Annotated in this window: 17 protein-coding genes; all 17 read left to right on the top strand. The window is 72.7% G+C overall.

Going from position 1 to position 20,373, the window contains the following annotated elements:
• The first annotated feature begins 74 nt into the window (after positions 1–74).
• On the top strand, positions 75–701 hold the full coding sequence (locus ACQP2H_RS19070; protein WP_219463111.1) for an FMN-dependent NADH-azoreductase: 627 nt from the start codon (positions 75–77) through the stop codon (positions 699–701).
• Positions 702–751: 50 nt separating this feature from the next.
• Complete coding sequence (locus ACQP2H_RS19065; protein ID WP_357534140.1) at positions 752–1,597, top strand: SDR family NAD(P)-dependent oxidoreductase; 846 nt, start codon at positions 752–754, stop codon at positions 1,595–1,597.
• 43 nt (positions 1,598–1,640) lie between these two features.
• A complete protein-coding gene (locus ACQP2H_RS19060; RefSeq protein WP_433228305.1) occupies positions 1,641–2,720 on the top strand; it encodes a hypothetical protein in 1,080 nt (359 codons plus the stop codon).
• Positions 2,721–4,091 carry an aldehyde dehydrogenase family protein gene (locus ACQP2H_RS19055; protein ID WP_357534142.1) on the top strand — a complete coding sequence of 457 codons (1,371 nt, stop codon included), beginning with the start codon at positions 2,721–2,723 and terminating at the stop codon, positions 4,089–4,091. It begins immediately after the preceding gene.
• Positions 4,078–4,920, top strand: a complete 843-nt coding sequence (locus ACQP2H_RS19050) for a hypothetical protein (RefSeq protein WP_208570048.1) — start codon at positions 4,078–4,080, stop codon at positions 4,918–4,920. The genes ACQP2H_RS19055 and ACQP2H_RS19050 overlap by 14 nt, the downstream gene beginning before the upstream one ends.
• Positions 4,921–5,025: 105 nt before the next feature.
• Entirely contained in the window at positions 5,026–6,564 is a 1,539-nt protein-coding gene (locus ACQP2H_RS19045) for a PLP-dependent aminotransferase family protein (protein WP_208570047.1), read from the top strand.
• Between the two features lie 181 nt (positions 6,565–6,745).
• Positions 6,746–7,960, top strand: coding sequence for a 3-deoxy-7-phosphoheptulonate synthase (locus ACQP2H_RS19040; RefSeq protein ID WP_363823709.1), 1,215 nt, complete (start codon positions 6,746–6,748; stop codon positions 7,958–7,960).
• 45 nt (positions 7,961–8,005) lie between these two features.
• Positions 8,006–10,087 (top strand): aminodeoxychorismate synthase component I, encoded by a 2,082-nt coding sequence (gene pabB / locus ACQP2H_RS19035; protein WP_219463103.1) that lies wholly within the window; start codon positions 8,006–8,008, stop codon positions 10,085–10,087.
• A complete protein-coding gene (locus tag ACQP2H_RS19030; protein ID WP_219463101.1) occupies positions 10,074–12,008 on the top strand; it encodes an FAD/NAD(P)-binding protein in 1,935 nt (644 codons plus the stop codon). The genes pabB and ACQP2H_RS19030 overlap by 14 nt, the downstream gene beginning before the upstream one ends.
• Positions 12,005–13,435: a lyase family protein gene (locus ACQP2H_RS19025; protein ID WP_433228301.1), complete on the top strand. Its 1,431-nt coding sequence runs from the start codon at positions 12,005–12,007 to the stop codon at positions 13,433–13,435. Before ACQP2H_RS19030 ends, ACQP2H_RS19025 begins: the two co-directional genes overlap by 4 nt.
• Positions 13,432–14,490, top strand: coding sequence for a nitronate monooxygenase (locus ACQP2H_RS19020; RefSeq protein WP_308290811.1), 1,059 nt, complete (start codon positions 13,432–13,434; stop codon positions 14,488–14,490). The genes ACQP2H_RS19025 and ACQP2H_RS19020 overlap by 4 nt, the downstream gene beginning before the upstream one ends.
• Before the next feature lie 74 nt (positions 14,491–14,564).
• A complete protein-coding gene (locus tag ACQP2H_RS19015; protein WP_088647261.1) occupies positions 14,565–14,789 on the top strand; it encodes a tautomerase family protein in 225 nt (74 codons plus the stop codon).
• 32 nt (positions 14,790–14,821) lie between these two features.
• On the top strand, positions 14,822–15,784 hold the full coding sequence (gene cysK, locus ACQP2H_RS19010; protein ID WP_208570042.1) for a cysteine synthase A: 963 nt from the start codon (positions 14,822–14,824) through the stop codon (positions 15,782–15,784).
• Between the two features lie 28 nt (positions 15,785–15,812).
• Positions 15,813–17,102 (top strand): ATP-grasp domain-containing protein, encoded by a 1,290-nt coding sequence (locus tag ACQP2H_RS19005; RefSeq protein WP_433228298.1) that lies wholly within the window; start codon positions 15,813–15,815, stop codon positions 17,100–17,102.
• Position 17,103: 1 nt separating this feature from the next.
• On the top strand, positions 17,104–18,366 hold the full coding sequence (locus tag ACQP2H_RS19000; protein WP_357534153.1) for an ATP-grasp domain-containing protein: 1,263 nt from the start codon (positions 17,104–17,106) through the stop codon (positions 18,364–18,366).
• Positions 18,363–19,694, top strand: coding sequence for an MFS transporter (locus ACQP2H_RS18995; RefSeq protein ID WP_357534155.1), 1,332 nt, complete (start codon positions 18,363–18,365; stop codon positions 19,692–19,694). Before ACQP2H_RS19000 ends, ACQP2H_RS18995 begins: the two co-directional genes overlap by 4 nt.
• On the top strand, positions 19,694–20,365 hold the full coding sequence (locus ACQP2H_RS18990) for a TRM11 family SAM-dependent methyltransferase (protein ID WP_208570038.1): 672 nt from the start codon (positions 19,694–19,696) through the stop codon (positions 20,363–20,365). The genes ACQP2H_RS18995 and ACQP2H_RS18990 overlap by 1 nt, the downstream gene beginning before the upstream one ends.
• The last annotated feature ends 8 nt before the right edge of the window (positions 20,366–20,373 follow it).

Here is a 20,373-nt window from a genome sequence, read left to right as displayed (position 1 = left end):
TTGTCAGCCCTCGGCAGTCATTGCGACCGACCCGGGGCGGCGCTGTCCGGTGCCGAGCCGCGGAGGTCGGGGCGGTGACCAGACTTCTGCATGTCAGCGCCTCACCGACCGGCCCGGCCAGCCGTTCGACGGCCGTCGCCCAGGCGTTTGTCGACGCATTCCGCGAGCGTTACCCCCGGGCGGAGCTCGACGTGCTCGACCTTTCCTCGATCACGTTGCCCCCGGTGGGTGCCGTCGCGGTGGCCGCGAAGAAGAACGCCATCTCCGGTGCCGCCGGATCCGGCGACGAGGCGGCGTTGTGGCAACAGACCCGCGACCTCGTTCGACGCTTTACCGACGCTGACCACTATCTGTTTTCCGTGCCGATGTGGAACTTCGGAATCCCGTACCTGCTCAAGCACTTCATTGATGTCGTCACCCAGCCGGGACTGACGTTCCGCCTCGACCCGCGCCACGGCTACCAGGGTCTCCTCACCGGCCGTCGGGCGTGTGTCGTCTACACCAGTGGCGTCTACACCCCCGGGTGTCCACCGGAGTTCGGCGTCGACTTCCAGTCCTCGTACCTCAACTACTGGCTCCAGGTCATCGGCGTCGACCCCGTGACCGAGATCGCGCTGCGCCCGACCGACTTCAGCCGGTCCCTGGCCGCCGATCTCGAGCAGGCCCGGGAGGACGCGCGCAAGGCCGCCCACACCATCTGACCGCACCCCGGCCGACGACGCGTCGGCCCGTACCACAGGAGGGAAACAGCATGTCCGTCTGGTTCGTCACCGGCGCCTCCCGGGGCTTCGGCCTGGAGATCGTCCGCCAGCTGCTGGAGCAGGGCGAGCAGGTCGTCGCCACGGCACGCAACACCAGCAGCCTGGCCGACCTGTCCTACCCCGACCGGCTGCTCGTGGTCCCGCTCGACGTCACCGACCAGTCCCAGGCCGACCGGGCCGTGCTCGCCGCGGTGGAGAGTTTCGGCGGCATCGACGTGCTGGTCAACAATGCCGGCCGGGGCCTGCTCGGGGCCGTGGAGGAAGCCACCGACGCCGAGGTCCGGGCGGTGTTCGACGCCAACGTCTTCGGCCTGCTCAACGTCACCCGCAGCGTGCTGCCCGTGCTGCGCCGTCAGCGCCGGGGCCGGATCGTCAACATCAGCTCGGTCCTCGGCTTCAGCGCCAAGATGGGCTGGGGCGTCTACGCCGCGACGAAGTTCGCGGTGGAGGGGCTCAGCGAGGCGCTACGGGTGGAGCTGGAGCCGGTCGGGGTCCAGGTGTGCCTGGTCGAGCCCGGCCTGTTCCGCACCGACTTCCTCGACCCCTCGTCGCTGCGCTTCGCCGGCCGGGAGTTCCCGGAGTACGCCGAGACCGCCGGGCGGATCCGCAGCTGGTCGGTCGGGCACAACCACGCGCAGGCCGGGGACCCGCAGCGGGCGGCGGCGGCCATCATCGACCTCGGCCGCAACCCGCACCCGCCGTTCCGGCTCCCGCTGGGCGTGGACTCCGTGCAGCGGATCGGCGAGAAGCTGGCCGAGGTGACGCAGGAACTGGAGGCCACCCGCGAGATCGGGTTGTCGATGTCCTACCCGGAGCCGGCCGCCGCCGCGCGCTGAGGCGGTGCCGGGCGATTCCCCAGACGATCGGCGAGGAGCGAAGATGGACACGATGACCACGGCGCTGGCGCAGGGCCGCGCCGAGACCTTCGACGAACGGGTCCGACGGCTGCTGCACTGGCACTTCGACCCGCAGACCGGGTCGGCGTTCTGGCTGCGTCAACGCGGACTGCTCGACTTCGATCCGCTGCGCGACATCGACGGCGCGGCCGACCTGGTGCGGTTTCCGGACCTCACCGAACAGCTGCGGCACGTGCCGGTCGGTGATCTGATCCCCCGCGGCCTGACCGGCACCGGCTTCCGGGTGTACGAGTCGGGCGGCACCAGCGGGGCGCCCAAGCGCATCGTCGACCGGGACTACCGGCGTCGGCTGCTGTCCTGGGCGATGCAACGGCTGCGGGCGCACCACATCGCCGATCCGGCGCACTGGCTGCACCTGGGCCCGAGCGGGCCGCACGTCTTCGCCTACGACTGCGCCCGCTACGCCGCCCTCGGCAACGGCATGTTCCACACCGTCGACTTCGACCCGCGCTGGGTCAAGAAGCTGGTGGCTGCGGGCGAGACCGACATGGTCAAGCGGTACGTGCGGCACCTGCTGGACCAGGCCGCCGAGGTGCTGCGGTCGCAACCGGTCAAGGTGCTCAGCACCACGCCCCCGCTGATCGAGGCGATCTGCGCGGACCCGGAGCTGCACGCCGCCGTCGAGCGGAGTGTCGAGACGATCATCTGGGCCGGCACCTCGTTCAGCCCGGAGAGCCTGCGCCAGGTCGAGGAGGTCTTCTTCCCCGACACCACGATCGTGGGGATCTACGGCAACACCCTGATGGGGGTGGCGCCGCAACGGCCCCGGCGCCCCGACGACCGGCACCTGTGCGTGTTCGAGCCGTACGCCGAGGCGGTGTGGATCGACGTGGTCGACGAGCACGGCGCGGTGGTGGACTACGGTCAGCGGGGCCGGGTCCGGCTGAGTCTGGTCAGCGAGGAGATGTTCCTGCCCAACGTCATCGAGCGGGACACCGCCGTGCGGGTGGAGCCGGCCGGTGACGCCACGGTCGACGGCCTGGCCGAGGTCGGCACCGTGGCCGAGGTCGGCGACGTCCGGGTGATCGAGGGGGTGTACTGAGTGGCCGGCATCGTGGTGGAGCCGATCGTCTGCGGTCGGCCGGTGCGCAGCCTCGACCGGGCCCCGCTCGCCGACGTCCGGGGCGACCTGCTGGGCGAGGTGGGCATGGTGCCGAGGCTGATGGCCGTCGGCGCGGTGACCCGGGCCCGGCGGGCGGCCGACGGCACCCCGGTCGGGCACGACCTGCTGCTGCGGGCCGCCGAGCTGTTCGCCACGGCCGACCTCGACGGGGAGACCCCCGAGGAGTACGAGCGGCGGGTCGCGCTCGCCGCCGGCCTGCCCCGGGTCACCGTCCGGCATGCCGTGGCCGACATCGTGCGCAGCCTCACCCACCTGCCCGCCACCACCCGGGCGGAGCTGCCGGCGTCCCGGTTGGGCGACGGTTACGAGACGGCCTGGGTGCCCGCCGGGCGGCTCTTCGCGGCCGTGATGGCCAGCAACCACCCGGCGCCCAACGACTCGTGGCTGCACGCGCTGGCGCTGGGCTACAGCGTGCTGGTGCGCCCCGGCACCCGGGAACCCTTCACCGCCCGGCGGTTGACCCTCGCCCTGCTCGCCGCCGGCCTGGCGGAACACCGGATCTCCTTCCTGCCGGGCGAGCGGGCGGTGGGGGAGTACCTCCTCGAAGCCGCCGACCGGGGCATCGTCTACGGCGGTAGCGACGCCGTCCGGCGGTGGGCCGACAGCGCGACGGTCACCACCCGGGGGCCCGGCCGCAGCCGGGTGCTGCTGGACCGGCCGGTGACCGCCGAGGTCCTCGAGCATCTCACCGTCAGCGCGGCCTACGACGGGGGGACCCGGTGCAACAACATCTCCCTGGTGTTGACCACCGGTGATCCCCGGCAGGTCGCCGATGCCCTCGCCGCCCGTTTCGACGCACTGGCCAGCCCGGAGGTGACGGCGTCCGACGCCACCCTGCCCGTCGTCGACGCCACCCGCGCCGAGGGCCTGCGCCGGCAGCTCGCCGGGCTCACGACCGGGGCGACCGTGCACACGGCGGCGGGCGCGGACCCGCTGGTGCGACTGCCGGACGGGTCGCACCGGCCGCTGCCCACCGTGCTGTCCACGGACGACCCGCGGCATCCGGCGGTGGGTGTCGAGCTGCCGTTCCCGTTCGTCGTGGTGGCCCCGTGGCGGCGCGCGGACGGCGTCGCCGCCCTGGGTGACGCGCTGGTGCTCAACCTGGTGACCGACGACGTCGACCTGCGGGCAGCGGCGGTGGCCGACCCGAGTGTCCGCAAGGTGACGTGCGGGCTGACCCTGCCCTGGGACAGCACGCCCGGCATCCCGCACGAGGGCAACCTGTCGCTGTTCCTGTTGCAGTCCAAGGGCGTCGTGTCGACCGGAACGAGGGATCATGCGCTGGCTTGAGGAACTGCTCTCCGACGGGTGGTGGGCGACCGGTCAGGCGGTACGGTTCCAGCTGCCCAACCAGACCGAGTCGTCGCTCACCTACGGTGACCTGCTGCGCCAGTCGGCGACGCTGGCCGGGCGGATCGGTGAGTCCGGCGACGGCACGCAGACCCGGCTGGCCATCCTGACGATGGGCAGCGCGGAGGGGCTCGTCGCCCTGATCGCCGGGCTGATCGTCGGCGCGGTGGTCATCTCCACCCCGATCCAGACGACGACCCCGTGGTCGGCGGACCTGTTGGGTGATCCGGACGTGGTGCTGACCGACGCGACGGGTGCGGCGGTGTTGCAGTGCCACGAGCGGTTGACCGGCGCCCGGCCACGCTACCGGGTGCTCACCGTCGACCTGACCGAGCCGGCCAAGGCCAGTGTCCGGCCGGACATCTGCACCGACCAGGACGACGTCTGCAAGATCGCCTACCTGGATCCGGAGCGGTCCACTCTGGTGGTGGCGCTGACCGGCTTCGCCCTGGACTCCGCCGTCCGGCAGCCGGACCGTCGGCCGTCGACCGGGGCGGGTGGGCTCGGCAGTCTCACCGGTCAACTCGCCAGCTACCGCCGGCTGGCGGCGGGGGGCGTCGTCGATCTCACCACCCCCCGTCCGGCCGGGCGGTCCCTCCTGGACGTGGCGATGCCGGTGACCCTGCCCACCCGCACGGAGGGCCGACTCGCCGACACGAGCACCGTCTTTCCGTACATCGTGGACAGCGCGGCCCATTTGGACAGACTGGTGTCAGGAATCGTCCTGCCGGCGGGGTCCGCCGCGCTCTCGCCAGTAGCTAAGTTGTAGGTATGGTAATTTCCGTTTCTTGAGCCGGTCCGGTCGGGAGATGGATCGTCAGCGCGGGCCGGAACGTGCCATGCCGCCCCGCCCGATCGGGCAAGGGACAAATGCATGCCACGTGAGTCGCCCGCGCTGCCGGGAAGCGGTTTCCTCATCGACCGTCATTCATCGGCACCGCTTTACCAACAGTTGTACGAACAGTTGCGGTGGAGCATCGAGGCGGGACAACTCACCCCGGGCACCCGGCTGCCGGCCACCCGTACCCTGGCCAAGGAGTTGGGCGTCTCGCGCAACACCGTGCTCGTGGCGTACGACCGGCTGCTCGCCGAGGGCTACCTCGACGGCCGGGTGGGCTCCGGCACCCGGGTGGCCACCCGGCAGAGCGTCCGGGAGATGGAGGCCAAGCTCCCCCGGCCGACCACCCGGACGCCACTGCGCATCACCCGGGCCGCCCGCCGGATGGCCGAGGCGTCGGCCTACTTCACCCCGGCGCACGACCAGCTGCGCTACCCGGACCGTCCGTTCACCCTCGGCATGCCCGCCCTGGACCTCTTCCCGTCGAAGGTCTGGGGCCAGATCATGTTCAGCAAGTCGCATCAGCTGACCAGTGCCCTCTACACCCACCGCGACCCGGCCGGCTACTGGCCGCTGCGCAAGGGCATCGCGGCCATGCTCGGGCTCATGCGCGGCGTCCGGTGCACCCCGGAACAGGTGATCATCCAGCCGAGCGCCCAGATCGCCGTGCACGTCATGGCCGTGACCCTGCTCGAACCGGGGGAGAAGGCCCTGGTCGAGGACCCGGGCCTGCAGGCCATCCGGGGTGCCCTGCACTCCGCCGGCGTCGAGACCTGCCCGGTGCCGGTCGACGCCGAGGGCATGTGCATCGGGGTGGGCCAGGCCCGCCATCCGGACGCCCGGATGGCGGTGGTGACCCCCAACAACCAGTTCCCCCTGTCGGTCCGGATGTCCGCGGCCCGCCGGGCCGAGGTGTTGGCGTGGGCCAGTGACAACGACGGCTGGATCATCGAGGACGACTACGACGGTGAGTTCTGGGCGGAGAATCCCGGTCCACCGCTGCACCAGGCCGACGAGCGTGGACGGGTCATCTACGTCGGGACCTTCAGCAAGGTTCTGTTTCCCGGCCTGTGCCTGGCCTATCTGGTGGTGCCACCGGATCTCGTCGACATCGTCACCGAGGTGCAACGGGCGACCGTCAACTCGCTCAACATCCTCACCCAGTCCGCGCTCGCCGAGTTCATCGAGGCGAATCATCTCGCCCGGCACGTCAGGCGGATGCGTGACGTCTATCGGGAACGCGGCGACATCCTCGTCGGCGCGCTGCGCGGCAGGCTCGGCGGGTTCGTCACGATCGACAACCCGCCGCGGGGCACCCACCTGGTCGCCAGCCTGCCGGAGACCGCCGACGAGCAGCGCCTGGCCCGGCTCGGCCGGGAGGCACGCCTGCGGGTCTATCCGCTGTCGTCGTTCGGCGACGAGCTGGAAGGGATCGGCCGGGGGCTGGTCCTCGGTTACGCGGCCACGCCACCCGAGAAGATCCTGGCCGGCGTCAACCGCCTGACGACAGTTGTCGAGCAATTCACCGGCCGTGCCCATCCGGGTAGTCGTACCGCATTGAGGAAGAGCGTATAAGTCGTTTCGTCGGTGCCAAAGGGCCATGTAGCCAAATAGTCAGGTGCCAATCCCAGTGGTACTAGCGAGATGGCAAACATGGCCCTGTGCCAATCGTCTTCCCCGCCGATACGGTCCGTACCGGATCGCGGCACCCTCTTCGGTGACCGGGCCGCCCCGAAGAATACAGGGGGAGACTTCCATGGCATCACCACAGCTTCTCGTACGGCGCCCCGAGGCGCCCACCACCGACAGTTGGAGCCCCGCCGGCTGGCGCAAGCTGCCCATCACGCAGCAGCCGACCTGGCCGGACCGGGACGAACTCGACGCTGTCGCCGACTACCTGTCCGGCCTGCCCGCGCTGACCGGCGTCGAGGAGATCAGGCGGCTGCGCGAGGAACTGGCCCTCGCCAGCGCCGGGAAGGCGTTCGTGCTCCAGGCCGGCGACTGCGCCGAGCCACTCGGCATGGCCGCCACCGCCTCGGCACGGGCCAAACACCGGGCCATCACGGCGCTCGGCGAGCGCCTGGCCCGTGAGCTGCACCGCCCGACCATCGGTCTGGGACGGCTCGGCGGCCAGTTCGCCAAGCCCCGCTCCGAGCCGTTCGAAGCGGTCGACGGGCAGCTGCTGCCCGTGTTCCGCGGGCTGATGGTCAACGAACCGGAGGGCACCGCGCTGGCCCGCCAGCCCGACCCGTACCGGCTGCTGTCCTGCTACTACACCGCCCGTCAGGTGGTGGCGGAGCTGGCGCGGGCCGGCGGCGGCGTATGGACCAGCCACGAGGTGCTCATCCTCGAGTACGAGCAGGCGCTGACCCGCCTCGACGAGGTCACCGGCGAGTGGTTCCTGCGCTCGACGCACCTGCCCTGGGTGGGTGACCGCACCCGTGGGGTGGACGATGCGCACCTGAACTTCCTGGCCGGGTTGGGCAACCCGGTCGCGGTCAAGGTCGGCCCCAGCGCCACCGTCGACGACGTGCTGCGGATCTGCGCGTTGCTCGACCCGCACCGCCGGCCCGGCCGGCTCATCCTGATCAGCCGGATGGGTCAGCAGCGGATCGCCGATCACCTGCCGCCCCTGGTGCGGGCGGTGGTCGACGCCGGCCACCCGGTCGCCTGGATGAGCGACGCCATGCACGGCAACACCGTCCGCGGCGCCGGTGGGGTGAAGACCCGCCACCTGGACGCCATCGTGGGCGAGCTGACCACCTTCGTCGAGGTGCTGCGCGGTCACGGTCTGGAGCCGGCGGGCCTGCACCTGGAGATCGCCGCGGACGACGTCACCGAGTGCGTGGGCGCGAGCGTGACCGACGAGAGCCAGCTCGGCCGCAACTACCGGTCGCTGTGCGACCCGCGGCTCAACAACGAGCAGGCCGACGCGGTCGTCGACGCGCTCGTCGCCGCGATGCACCGCTGAACACCCGTCCCCGACAACTTCGTGACCCGAGCGGAGGAGGCATCAGTGCGCACCCTGCTGGTCGACAACTACGACTCCTACACCTACAACCTGTTCCAGCTCATCGCCGTCGTCAACGGCGTCGAGCCCACCGTGATCCGCCACGACGATCCGGCCGTGGCCACCCTGGACCTGCGTCGTTTCGACAACGTGGTGATCTCGCCCGGCCCCGGTCGACCCGACCGGGAGAAGGACTTCGGCTTCTCCGCCCAGGTCATCGCGGACTCCCCGGTGCCGGTGCTCGGGGTCTGCCTCGGCCACCAGGGCATCGCCTCCGGCCACGGCGCGGCCGTCCACTCCGCGCCCGTGCCGCGGCACGGCCACCTGGCGTCGATCACCCACGACTCCGACGGCCTGTTCGCCGGCATCCCGCAGCAGTTCACCGCCGTGCGGTACCACTCGCTGTGCGTGTCGGACCTGCCCCCGGAGCTGGTGGCGACCGCCTGGGCCGAGGACGGCGTGATCATGGGCCTGCGGCACGTCAGCCGGCCCATGTGGGGGCTCCAGTTCCACCCCGAGTCGATCTGCACCGAGTACGGGCAGACCCTGCTCGGCAACTTCCGTGACCTGACCCGGGCCCACCAGGCCCGGGAGAGCATCCAGGTGGCCGCCCCGCCGCCCATCGCCGCGCCGACGCACCGGCTGCACGTGCGCACCCTCGGCTGGGAGACCGACGCCGAGCAGGCGTTCACCCGGCTGTTCCGGGACGCCACCCACGCCTTCTGGCTGGACAGCGCCCGGGTCGAGGAGGGGCTGTCCCGCTTCTCCTACCTCGGTGACGCCTCCGGGCCGCTGTCCGAGGTGGTCCGCTACGACGTCGGCACCGACGCGGTCGAGGTCACCTCGGCGGCCGGCGCCCCGACCCGGGTGCCCGGCACCATCCTGTCCTACCTCCAGCAGCGGCTGGCCGGCATCCACCTCGACTCGTCGGCCCTGCCCACCGACCTGACCTGCGGCTACGTCGGCTACTTCGGCTACGAGCTGAAGGGTGACCTCGGCGCTGCCGGGCCGCACCGCGCCGACACCCCGGACGCGTACTGGATCTTCGCCGACCGGTTCGTCGCGGTCGACCACCGGGACCGGCAGACCTACCTGGTGGCCCTCTCCGACGGCAGCGAGGGCAGCGACGACGCGGCGCAGGACTGGGTCGAGACCGTCGCCGAGCAGCTCACCGCGATCCCCGAGGCGGGACCGGTCACCCCGCTCACCCCGCCGCCGGTCGACACCACCTCGCTGGTCGCGTCGCTGGAGCGGGACCGGGAGCAGTACCTGGCCGACATCGCCGCCTGCAAGCGGGAACTGGTCGCCGGGGAGAGCTACGAGATCTGCCTGACCAACGGGCTGCGCCTGCCGCGTCCCCGCGACGGGTTCGCCTTCTACCGGGCCATGCGCCGCTACAACCCCGCGCCCTACTCGGCCTACCTGCGGCTGGGCGACATCGAGGTGGCCTGCTCCTCCCCGGAACGCTTCCTGCGGCTGACCGCCGACCGGGTGGTCGAGACCAAGCCGATCAAGGGGACCGCGCCCCGGGACCCGGACCCGACGGTCGACGCGGCACTGCGCGACGAGCTGACCACCAGCGACAAGACCCGCGCCGAGAACCTGATGATCGTCGACCTGCTCCGCAACGACCTCGGCCGGGTGTGCGAGGTCGGCAGCGTCACCGTCCCCAAGCTGATGCAGACCGAGTCGTACGCGAGCGTGCACCAGCTGGTCTCGACCATCCGGGGCCGCCTGCGGGCCGAGGCGACCGCCGTCGACTGCGTCGAGGCGTGCTTCCCCGGCGGCTCGATGACCGGGGCGCCCAAGCTGCGGACGCTGGAGATCATCGACGGGCTGGAGACCACCGCCCGGGGCATCTACTCCGGCTCGCTGGGCTTCCTCAGCTGCAACGGCACGGCCGACCTCAACATCGTGATCCGCACCGCGGTGCTGTCCGGCGACGGGATGCGGGTCGGTGCGGGCGGGGCCATCATCCTCGACTCCGATCCGGAGGGGGAGTTCGACGAGATGCTGCTGAAGGCCGCCGCCCCGTTGCGCGCGCTGCTCAGCGGCGGCTACCAGGAGGACGTCGATGTCTACCAGTGATCCGCTGTCGGTGTGCGTCGTCGGCATGGGGCCGCGTGGCCTGTGCGTGCTGGAGCGCCTGGTCACCAACGCCGCGGCCGACCCCGACCGCCCGGTACGCATCGACGTCGTCGACCCGTACCCGCCGGGGGCGGGCCGGGTGTGGCGGGCCGACCAGTCCGACCGGCTGCTGATGAACACCGTGGCCTCCCAGGTGACCGTGTTCACCGACCCGACCGTGGAGCTGGCCGGCCAGCTGCGGGAGGGCCCCAGCCTCTACGAGTGGGCCCGCTTCCAGGTGCTGATGGGTGACCTCGCCCAGTTCCCGTCCGACGTCGCCGAGGAGCTGCGCGGGGTGGGACCCGACACCTACTCCACCCGCCGGTTGTTCGGCCACTACCTCACCTGGGTCTACCACCGGGTGGTCGCCACGGCACCGGCGAACGTCAGCGTCCACGCCCACGCCACGGTCGCCGTCGCGGTGTGGGACGAGTCCGACGGCCGGCAGTGCGTGCAGTTGCAGACCGGCGACCGGCTCCCCGGCCTGGACGCGGTGGTGCTGGCGCAGGGCCACTTCCCGGTCACCCCGACGGTGCAGGAGCAGAAGCTGGCCGAGTTCGCCGTCGAGCGGGGACTCACCTACATCCTGCCGGCCAACCCGGCCGACGTGGACCTGTCGATGGTGCGGCCCGGCGAACCCACCCTCCTGCGGGGGCTGGGACTCTGCTTCTTCGACTACCTGGCCCTGCTCACCGAGGGCCGCGCCGGCCGCTACGTCCGGGGCGACGACGGCCAGTTGACCTACCTGCCGTCCGGGTTGGAACCGCAGTTGCTGGCCGGGTCCCGGCGGGGCATCCCGTACCGGGCGCGGGGGCGCAACGAGAAGGGCGCGCACGGGCGGCACGAACCGCGTGTGCTCACCGTGGAGCTGGTGGAGCGGCTGCGTACCGCCCCGGACGCGACGCCGTTGGACTTCATGACCGACCTGTGGCCGCTGATCGCCAAGGAGGTGGAGACGGTCTTCTACGTGGCCGTGCTGCGCCGCCGCGGCTGCCGGGGCAAGGCCCGACGGTTCGAGGCCGAATACCTCGCCGTGCCCCGGGGCGACGGGCAGGAGGAGCAGATCCGCGAGCGTTACGGGATCACCGAACGGTGGGACTGGGACGCGGTGCTGGACCCGGCCCGCGACGAGACCTTCGCCGACCCGGCGGCGTTGCAGGAATGGATGCTGCGTTACCTGCAGGAGGACGCCGACACGGCACAGGAGGGCAACGTCAGCGGCCCGCTGAAGGCCGCCATGGACGTCCTGCGCGACCTGCGTAACGAGGTACGCCTCGCCGTCGACCACGGTGGCCTGCGGGGCAGCTCGCACCGGCACCACCTGGACGACTGGTACACCCCGATGAACGCCTTCCTCAGCATCGGACCGCCGGCCCACCGGGTCGAGCAGTTGGCCGCGCTCATCCGCGCCGGGGTGCTGCGGGTCGTCGGGGCCGGGATGCGGGTGTCACCCTGCCCCGAGCAGGGCGGGTTCCTCGTCGAGTCCCCCCGCACGCCGGGGACCCGGGACGTGGTGACCGCGATGATCGAGGCGCGGCTGCCGGAGGTCGACCTGCGTCGTACCGCCGATCCGTTGCTGGGGTGGATGCTCGCGCACCGCTCCTGCACCCCGCACGTGGTGTCCGACCAGGAGGCGCAGCCGCACGTCACCGGTGGGCTGGCCGTCACCGGCCGGCCGTTCCACCCGGTGACGGCGGCCGGCGAACGACACGCCCGCCGGTTCGTCTTCGGGGTGCCCACCGAGGGCGCACACTGGGCGACCGCGGCGGGGGCACGGCCGGGCGTCAACTCGGTGATGCTCGGCGACGCGGACGCGATCAGCCTGTCGGTGCTCGCCCTCACCGTGCGGGCGACCACCACGACGGGAGCGGTGACGACATGACCGAAGGCTTCGACCACGGGCTGCTCAGTCCCAGCAGCGCCGACCGGGCCATCGAGCACGCCGTGCGGGACCGGGCGGTGCTCCAGGCGATGCTCGACGCCGAGGCCGCGTTGGTGCGGGCCCAGGCCCGGCTGGGGGTGGTGCCGACGGAACACGCGGATACCATCACCGCCGTCGCCGACGCGCGGCGGATCGACCTGGACACCGTCGCCCGTCGGGCGACCGAGACGGCGAACCCGGTGGTCGCGGTGGTCGCCGCGCTCACCGACCTGGTCACGGCGCTGGACCCGGCCGCCGCGGAGTACGTGCACCGCGGCTCCACCAGCCAGGACATCCTGGACACCGCCCTGATCCTGGTGGCGGAACGGGCGCTGCGGGTCGTCGACGCGGACCTGGCGGCCACCGCCGATGCCCTGGCCGGCCTCGCGGACCGGCACCGGGGCACCGCGATGGCGGGTCGGACCCTGACCCAGCACGCCGTGCCGACCACGTTCGGCCTGAAGGCGGCGACCTGGCTCTCCGGTGTCCTCGACGCCCGGCAGGCGATCCACGCCCTGCTGGCCGAGGGGTTGCCGGTGCAGCTCGGCGGGGCCGCCGGCACCCTCGGCGGTTACCTGGAGTTCGCCCGGCTGGCCGGGGACACCGACGACGCCTACGCCGAGAAGCTGATCCACGCCTTCGCCGCGGAACTGTCCCTGGCCGAGCCGCACGCACCCTGGCACACCGTGCGGACGCCCCTGCACGCCGTCGTGGGCGCGTTGGGTCTCACCGCCGGCGTGCTCGGTGCGATGGCGGCGGACGTGCAGGTCATGACGCGTACCGAGATCGGGGAAGTGGCGGAGCCGACCCGCCCGGGGCGCGGGGTGTCCTCCGCGATGCCGCACAAGCGCAACCCGGTGCTGGCGACCCGGATCCGGGCGGCGGCGGCACAGTTGCCGCAGCTCGCCGCCACCGTCGCGCACTGCCTCGTCGCCGAGGACGAACGCCCCGGTGGCGCCTGGCACGCGGAGTGGCAACCGTTGCGGGAGGCGTTGCGGCTGACCGGGGGTGCCGCCGACGCGGCGGCCGAACTGGCCGCCGGGCTGACGGTGTTCCCCGACCGGATGCGCGCCAACCTCGACCTCGCCGGGGAGTTCATGGCCTCGGAACGGTTGGCCGTCCGGCTGGCCCCGCTGCTGGGCCGGGTCGAGGCGAAGGAGCTGCTGACCGCGCTGACCGGCCGGGCCATCGAGACCGGGCAGCCGTTGCGTGACCTGGTCACGGCCGACCCCCGGGTCACCGCCGTCCTGGATCCGGGTGAGGTCGCCACCCTGCTCGACCCGGCCCGCTACGTCGGCGCCGCCGACCTGCTGGTGGACCGGGCCCTGCACCGGCACCGCACGTTCGGGATGCGGGCGGCGGCACCGGCCGAGGGTCGGCGGCCGTGAGCCGGCCGGGTCCGCTGGCGCGTCCGGTGGTCGGTGCGCCGATGGCGGGAGGCGTCAGCACGCCCGCCCTCGTCGCGGCGGTCAGTGACGCCGGGGGCCTCGGTTTCCTGGCCGCCGGCTACCAGCGCCCGGCGGACCTGGCCGCCGACATCGACCGGGTCCGTCGGGCCACGGCCGGCCCGTTCGGCGTCAACGTGTTCGTGCCGGAGTCCCGGCCGGTGGACCGGGCCGCCGTCGCCCGCTACCGGCAGGCGCTGCTGCCGCTGGCCGCCCGCCGGGGGGTGACCCTGCCCGACCCGCCCGAGCGGGACACCGACCACTTCGCGGAGAAGATCGAGGTGCTGCTCGCCGCGCGGGCACCGGTGGTCAGCTTCACCTTCGGCTGCCCGTCCCGGGCGGTCGTGGACCGGCTGCACGCCACCGGGTCGCAGGTGGTGGTCACCGTCACCGACGTGGCGGAGGCGCAGTCGGCCGTCGCGGTGGGCGCCGACGCCCTCTGCGTGCAGGGCGCCGGGGCCGGCGGTCACCGGGCGGGCTTCACCCCCGACGTCCGCACCGACCCGCAGCCGGGCACGGCCGAGCTGGTCAGGGCGGTACGACGGGTCGTCGCGGTGCCGCTGATCGCTGCCGGCGGCATCACCGGACCGGCGGAGGTCGACGCGGTGGTCGCGGCCGGCGCGTCGGCGGTGCAGGTCGGCACCGCGCTGCTGCTGACCCCGCAGGCCGGCACCCACCCGGTGCACCGGGCGGCGCTCACCGATCCCGGGCGACCCGGCACGGTCGTCACCCGGGCGTTCTCCGGCCGCCCGGCCCGGGGCCTGCGCAACCGGTTCGTCGACGCCTTCGACGCGTCGGCACCGGCCGGGTACCCGCAGGTGCACCACCTGACCAGGCCGCTGCGGGCAGCGGCGGCGGCACGCGGTGACGTCGAGGAGATGGCGCTCTGGGCCGGGGTGGGCTACCGCCTGGCCCGGCCGGAACCCGCCGGACAGGTCGTCACCCGCCTCGCCACCGCGGTGGCCGCCGCGACCCCGCTGCGCCCCGCATCCCACTGACAACTGCACCCCACTGACATCCGCACCCACCGACGTCCGTACCCCACCGACGTCCGCGATCCCAGGAGGATCCGATGCCGCACATCAACATCAAGTTCTTTCCGGTCGACCTGCACCGGGACACCGAGCAGCAACTGGTCGACGAGTTGACCGAGGCGGTCACCACCGCGTTCGGGTGCAGCCCGAACGTGGTGTCCATCGCCCTGGAGCCGGTGGAGGAGCAGCGCTGGCAGGCGCAGGTCTACCAACCGGAGATCGTCGAACGGCAGCACCTGCTGCGCAAGGTGCCGAACTACTGACGCCCCGGCCCCTGGAGGAGGTGGAGACCGCCATGGCGCAGCCGAACCGTACCCTCGCACCGAGACCGCTACCCAGCATCGCCGACGGCATCGACGACCTCGTCGGCAACACACCGCTGCTGCGGTTGCCCGTCGCGCACGGGGCACCCGGCGTCGAAGTGCTGGCCAAGCTGGAGTGCGCCAACCCGGCCGCGAGCGTGAAGGACCGCGCGGCGCTCTACATGCTCCGCGCGGCGGAGGCCGACGGCCGGCTGCGCCCCGGCGGTGTCGTCGTGGAGGCGACGTCGGGCAACACCGGCATCGCGTTGGCCGCCCTGTGTGCGGCGCGCGGGCACCACTGCATCATCGTGTTGCCGGACAACGCCACCCCGGAGCGGATCGGCCTGCTGCGGCGCTTCGGTGCCGACGTGGTGCTGACCCCGCGCGAGGCGCGCTACCAGGGGGCCGTGGACAAGGCCGAGGAGATCTGCGCGATGACGCCGGGCGCGTGGTTCGTCCGGCAGCACGACAACGACGACAACCCCCGGGCCCACCGGGAGACCACCGGCCCGGAGATCTGGGCCGACACCGGCGGCCGGGTCGACGTCCTGGTCTGCGGGGTCGGCACCGGCGGCACGCTCAGCGGCACCGCCGGCTATCTCAAGGAGCGCAACCCCGCGCTGCGGGCGGTCGCGGTCGAGCCGGCGGGCTCGCCGCTGTTGTCCGGGGGTACGCCGGGCACCCACGCCATTCCCGGTTTCAACGGTGGGTTCGTCGCCCCCACCACCGATCTGAGCCTGATCGACGAGGTGGTGACCGTCACCGACGACGAGGCGGCCGAGACGAGCAGCTGGCTGGCCCGGCGGGTGGGGGTGCTCGCCGGGGTGTCCTCGGGGGCGGCGACGCACGTGGCGCTGCGGGTGGCCCGGCGACGCGACAGCGTCGACAAACGGATCGTGGTCATCCTCCCCGACACCGGGGAGCGCTACCTGAGCATGTGGTCGGAGCGTCCGTGAGACGCCCGAGGATTGGAGAGGAACTCCCGTGAGGACACTGCTTCTCGTCGGTGGCGTCGACGACACCCTCGTCGCGGCGAAGGAACTCGGTCTGCGGGTGCTCCTGCTCCAGCACCCCACCAAGATCACCGATCGGCAGCGGCGGCTGGCCGACGTCGCCGAGGTGCTCGACTACACCGACTGGACCCTGACCGCGCCGGTGGTGACCCGGCTGCACCAGCAGTGGCGCATCGACCAGGTGGTCTCGCTGACCGAGCCGGGCCTGGACGTCGCGGCCCGCGCCCGTGACCTGCTCGGCCTGGACGGCACCACCTACCCGGTGTCCCGCCGGTTCCGCGACAAACTGGCCATGCGCCGCCACCTGGTCCGCCGCGACGCCGACGCGGTCGCGGCGACACCGCTGCACGACTTCGACGACCTGGGCGCCTTCGGCGCACGCCACGGATACCCGTTCGTGGTGAAACCGACCGCCGCCACCGCAAGCATCGGGGTGTTCCGGGTCGACGACCCGTCCGGGCACGAGGCCGTCTGGGAGCAGGTGTGCCGGCTGCGGGGGACCCGCACCGACCGGGTGTCGACCCTGCTGGTGCTCGACGACTTCCTGATGGAGGAGTACGTCCACGGTCGGGAGTTCAGCGTCGAGACGTTCAGCTTCGCCGGCCGGCACGTGGTCGTCACCGTCACCGAGAAGATGACCGACCCGGCTCACTTCGCCGAACTCGGCCACGCCGTGCCGGCCCGGCTCACCGAGGACGCCTGGGACCGGGTCGGCGAGTGCGTCGGCACGTTCCTCGACCACCTGGGGTTCACCGACGGGCCCTGCCACACCGAGGTCCGCCTCAGTGGCACCCGGGCCCGCATCATCGAGGGCCACCACCGCTACGGCGGGGACGCGATCCCCGAGCTGGTGCGGGCGGTCTACGGCATCGACCTGGACCGGCTCGCCGTCGGGTGGCCGTTCCGCCTGGTCGACGCGCTGCCGGACAGCCCCGCACCCCGGGGTGGCGGCTGCGTACGGGCCATCGTCGGTCCACCCGGCCGGGTGCTGTCCGTCGAGGGGGTCGAGGAGGCGCTGCGCCAACCCGACGTCCTGGCGGTACGGATCAGCGCCCGCCCCGGCGACGAGGTACGTCCCCTGCGGGACAACTGGGACCGGCTCGGGCTGGTCGCCGTCACCGGGCCCACCGCGACCGCCGCCGCCGCCCGGGGTGCCCAGGTCATCGACGAGTTCATCCGGATCCGGATCGTCGACGACCGGGGCGGGGAACACCTCGCCCGGGCCGCCGAGGTGGCTCAGGTGTCCGGGGCGGTGGCCTGACATGAGCGTGCTGATCCTGCACCGCAATCCGTTGGAGCCGTTCCCGTACCGGGACTGGCTCGCCGACCACGACCAGCCGGTGGTGGTGCTCGCCGCCCGCGACAAGATCGAGTCCTTCGGTGAGCAGGTCCCCACCGACACCCTGGGCCTGGCCCACCTCGAGGTGCTCGACCACTACGACCGGGACGTGACGGACCGGGCCATCGCGCTGGCCGAGCGCTACCGGCCCCGGCACGTCGTCGCCCTGCACGAGGCGGACCTGGAACTCGCCGCCGACCTGCGGGTGCGCTGGGGGCTGCCCGGTCCCCGACCGGCGGACATCCGGCCGTTCCGCGACAAGCTGCTGATGAAGCAGCAGGCGGCGGCGGCCGGCATCGAGGTGGCCCCGTACGCCCTGGCGGCCACGGCGGCGCAGGTGTCGGACTTCGCCGCCGAGCACGGGTACCCGGTCGTGTTGAAGCACCGGGCCGGCTACAACTCCATCGGGTTGCGTATCGTCCGGTCACCCGGGCAGCTGCGGACCCACCTGGACGAGCTGTACCGGGGCGGCAGCCGCGACGACATCATCGTCGAGCGGTTCGTGCCCGGGAGGATGTGCCACGTCGACGGGTTCGTCCGGGCCGGTCGGACCGCCGTGGCCTGGCCCTCGCAGTACCAGTACGACCTCGCCTCGTTCGGCAGCGACCCGGGCCCGCGCGTCGACGTGACGCTCGACCCGGACGACCCGCTCACCGGGCGGCTGCTCGATCTGGTCGACCGGGTGCTGGCCGCCCTCACCCGCCGCCCCGGTGGGCTCACCGACCATGCCTTCCACGCCGAGGTGTTCCACACCCCCGACGACCGGTTGGTGCTCTGCGAGATCGCCTGCCGCAGCGGCGGGGCGAAGATCCGCGAGGTGTTCGAGGTGATGTTCGGCGTCAACCTGGCGGAGGCGGAGCTGCGTACCCACCTCGGGTTGCCCGTCCCCGCCGTCGACCGGCTCGCCGGCGGCGTCCGGCCGCGTCCGCGCAGCATGTCCGGTCAGGTGCTGATGATGAAGCGTCCCGGGCTGGTCCGCACGGTGCCCACCCCGCCGACGGAGCCCTGGGTGCGCCGGTTCTGGTGCTGGGCGCGACCCGGGCAGGTGATCCCACCGGCCGCCGGGTCGGCCGACTTCCTGACCGCCGCCATCGCCGTCGCCCCGACCCGGGTCGAGTGTGAGGCGCGGCTGCGCCGGCTCGGCGACCGGGTCGCCGCGCAGATCCAGATCGGGGAGCCGTCGTGACGACCCGGGGTGTCCAGGCCCGGTATATGGCCGCGATGGTGATCGACGCCACCGGCAGCGGCATGTACCTGCCGCTGTCGCTGATCTACTTCCAGCACAGCACCGGCCTGTCCGTGGGGCGGGTCGGCGCGATCGTCAGCGCGGCGGCGGTGCTCGGCCTGATCGCCAATCCGCTGACCGGGGTGCTCGTCGACCGGTTCGGCGCGCGGGCCGTCGTGGTGGGCGGTTACCTGCTGCGGGCCGCCGCCTTCGCCTGTTACCCCCTGGTCGACTCGGCAGGGCCGCTGTTCCTGGCCGTGCTGGTGGTGGCGTTCGGCGACGTGTCGTTTTCCCCGTCGGTGCATTCGCTGGTCGCCGAGATCGCCACGGGCAGCGCCCGGGACAAACTCATCGCCGCGCAACGCAGCCTGCGCAACGCCGGCCTCGGCGCGGGTGGCCTGCTCGCGGGGGCCGCCCTCACCGTCCGGGCCGACCGGGCGTTCACCGTGATCGTGCTGACCGCCGCGGTGGCCTTCACCGTCGCGGCCGGGCTGATCCGCGCGATCCCCGTCCAGGGCGGTCGACCCGATGCCACCGCCCCGGCCGCGGCTGCCCGCCGGGGTTACCGGCTGGTGGCCCGCAACCGGCCGTTCCTCGCCCTCACCCTGCTCAACGTGCCGACCGCGTTCGGTTACATGGTGTTGTCGGTGAGCCTGCCCGTCTACGTGACCCTGCACCTGGGGCAGCCGGCCTCGCTCGTCGGCGCGCTCTACGCGGTGAACACCATCGGCATCGCGGTGGCGCAGATCCCCGTCACCCGGGCGCTGACCCGGTTCCGCCGGTCCCGGGCCGTGGCGGCCGGCGCCGGCATCTTCGGGTTGTCGTTCGTGTCGTTCGCGGTGCTCGGGGCGACGGCCGGAGGTGCGGTCCTGCTGGCGGGCGTCTTCGCCGCGACCGGGCTGTTCACCGTCGGGGAACTCCTGCACGGGGCGACCGCGTCGGCGTTGGTGGTCAACGCCGCCCCCGCGCAGACCCGGGGTCGGCACCTGGCCGTCTACCAGCTGTCCTGGGCGGTGCCGGGCGCGTTGGCGCCGGCGGTGCTGACCGGTTTGCTGTCGCTGTCGCCGACCGGCATGTGGCTGGTGCTGGCGGTGGGTGTGGTGGTCGCCGCCGTCGGCGTGTTGCGCCTCGAACCCCACCTGCCGCCGGAGGCGCTCCGACCGCAGCCGGCACCGGCGCAGGAGACCCCACCGCCCACCACCACCGACCCCGACGGGGGCTCCACCGAAACCGACCCCGGGGATGGCCGTGCTGCCGCCGGGCTCGTACGAGTCAGGGAGAAGAACTGATGGGAGTTGCCAGCTGGGTGGTGCTCACCGGCGACGATCCCCGGCACGCGCCACCGCAGGCCGCCGGGCAGTGCGGCTGGGTGAGTCAGATCGCGCCGCTGATCACCGAGTTCACCCACCCCGGGGACCTGGTGTTCGACCCGTTCGCCGGGTGGGGGACCAGCCTGGTGGCGGCCTCGGTCACCGGTCGGCGGGGCATCGGCCTGGAGATATCCCCGGACCGGGCCGCGCAGGCGTCGCGCCGGCTGGGGGCGTACCCGCAGCAGGTGATGATCTGCGGTGACGCCCGCCGGCCCCCGGTGCCCGACCGCAGCGTCGACTTCGTCGTCACCGACCTGCCCTACTTCGGCACCGCGCTCGACACCGACTCCCCGGTCGACGGTCAGTTCTATGCGCTGCGCGACTACTCCGCCTACCTGACCGCCCTCGACCATGCCTTCCACGCGCTGGCCCGGGTCCTCAAGCGGGGCGCGTACGCGGTGGTCGCGGTGCAGAACCGGCGGGTCGCCGACCGGTTCGTGCCGTTGGCGTGGGACGTCGGCCGGGTGCTCGGGGGTCACCTCACCCTCGGCGACGAACGCATCCACCTGTATCCGCGCCCGGTCACCGGGGGAGACCCGCTGGTCAACAACCGGGCCCACGAATATCTGCTCGTCGCGCAGAAGCGGTAGTCGACGGC

It is taken from the genome of Micromonospora sp. CA-248260 (assembly GCF_050942205.1).
Classification (GTDB): Bacteria; Actinomycetota; Actinomycetes; order Mycobacteriales; family Micromonosporaceae; genus Micromonospora; species Micromonospora antibiotica.
This window is presented reverse-complemented; position numbering and strand designations above follow the sequence as displayed.